3 protein-coding genes are annotated in these 1811 nt (G+C 74.4%); 2 read left to right on the top strand and 1 reads right to left on the bottom strand.

Features of this window, described 5'->3' with window-relative positions; translation table 11 throughout:
- Positions 1–759, bottom strand: a 759-nt coding sequence (locus tag H5J30_RS30790; RefSeq protein ID WP_181790760.1) for a PLP-dependent transferase, incomplete at its 3' end; no start/stop codon positions are given.
- A gap of 59 nt (positions 760–818) precedes the next feature.
- Here H5J30_RS30790 and H5J30_RS30785 point away from each other — a divergent pair.
- Together H5J30_RS30785 and H5J30_RS30780 are read left to right on the top strand one after the other, a co-directional pair.
- On the top strand, positions 819–1289 hold the full coding sequence (locus H5J30_RS30785; protein WP_181790758.1) for an Lrp/AsnC family transcriptional regulator: 471 nt from the start codon (positions 819–821) through the stop codon (positions 1287–1289).
- 57 nt (positions 1290–1346) lie between these two features.
- The coding region (locus H5J30_RS30780; protein WP_181790756.1) for a DUF885 family protein at positions 1347–1811 on the top strand (465 nt) is incomplete at its 3' end.

Here is a 1811-nt window from a genome sequence, read left to right as displayed (position 1 = left end):
CAGCAGCAGATAGCCGGCGAGCGGGTGCAGCACGCCGCCGGTGGCGAAGCGGATCCGCCGCAGCGCCCCGGCCAGTTCCTCGTCGCAGGCGACGACGCCGCCCATCACGTCGCCGTGGCCGCCGAGGTACTTGGTGGCGCTGTGCAGCACGAGCCGGGCGCCGTGTGCGGCGGGGCGCTGCAGGACGGGGGTGGCGAAGGTGTTGTCGACGAGCAGCGGGACCGAGCCGCAGGAGTACGCCACGGCCCTGAGGTCCGTCTCGGCGAGCGTGGGGTTCGCGGGGGTCTCGACGAGCACCAGGCCGGTGTCCGGGCGGAGGGCGTCGGCGACGCCGGCCGGGTCGGTCCAGGTCACCTCGGTACCCAGCAGCCCGCTGTCGAGGAGGTGGTCGCTGCAGCCGTAGAGCGGCCGGACGGCGACGACGTGCCGCAGGCCGAGGCTGCCGCGTACCAGCAGGCAGGCGCTGAGCGCGGCCATCCCGCTGGCGAACGCGACGGCCGACTCGGTGCCTTCCAGCCGGGCGAGGGCCTCTTCGAAGCGGGCGACGGTGGGGTTGCCCAGCCGGCCGTAGACCTGCGGTCCTTCGAGCGGGGCGCCGGTGGCGGCGAACTCGTCGATACGGGCGGCTTCGCCCCTGCTGTCCGGGGAGGGGTAGGTCGTGGACAGGTCGAGGGGGGCGGCGTGCAGGCCGAGGGCGGCGAGGTCTTCGCGCCCGGCGTGCACGGCCTCGGTGGCGAGTGAACGCGTCGGGGTCTCCATGTCCCGATGCTGAAGGTCGTACGGGCCGGTGGCGTGATCGCCCGTGCTACGTTCGGCCGATGCCCGATTCGCCTGCTCTCGATCCGGTGGACCTGGAGATTCTGCGGGTGCTGCAGAACGACGCCCGGACCACCAACCGCGATCTGGCCGCCGCCGTGGGCGTCGCCCCCTCCACCTGCCTGGACCGCGTGGCCCGGCTGCGCCGCGCCGGCGTGATCACCGGCCACCGGCTCGCGATCGACCCTGCGCGGCTCGGCCGGGGGCTGGAGGCGCTGCTGGCGGTGCAGGTGCGCCCGCACCGCCGCGACCTGATCGGCCCGTTCGTCGAGCGGGTCCGCTCGCTGCCCGAGTCCCGCGCGCTGTTCCACCTCACGGGCCCGGACGACTACCTCCTGCACGTCGCCGTACGCGACGCGGCGGACCTCCAGCGTCTGGTCCTGGACGAGTTCACCTCGCGCCGGGAGGTGGCCCGGGTGGAGACGCGGCTGGTCTTCCAGCACTGGGAGTGCGGGCCCCTGCTGCCTCCGTAGGGCGTGGGGCCGTTTTGGTGATGACGCCGCCCGCCCCCGTGTACGAGGATGGCCCGCATGCCCGACTCCACGAACCAGCGACTGCCCCGGCAGGTGGCGGACGCCTACGTCGACGACCTGATCGACCTCGACCCCATCAGCGGCACCATGCTCGGCGTGCCGGAGAGTTCACGCACTCTCCCCGACTTCTCCCCCGACGGCCAACAGGCCGTCGCCGAGCTGGGCCGCGCCACCCTTGCGGCCCTCGACGAGGCCGAGCGGCAGCCCGGCGCGGACAGCGACGCGGAGCGGCGCTGCGGGCGGCTCCTGCGCGAGCGGCTGAGCGCGGAACTCGCCGTCCACGACGCCGAGGAGGGCCTGCGGACCGTCAGCAACATCCACTCCCCCGCGCACCTGCTGCGCGAGTGCTTCACGCTGATGCCGACCGGGAGCGAGGACGACTGGTCGGACATCGCGGCCCGGCTGCGCGCCGTCCCGGCGGCGGTCGACGGCTACCGGCAGTCGCTCGCCGAGGGCGTGGGC

It is taken from the genome of Streptomyces phytophilus (genome assembly GCF_013870535.1).
GTDB lineage: Bacteria > Actinomycetota > Actinomycetes > Streptomycetales > Streptomycetaceae > Streptomyces > Streptomyces phytophilus.
Note: the sequence above shows the minus strand (reverse complement) of the source record. Positions and strands in the feature narration are given on the sequence as shown.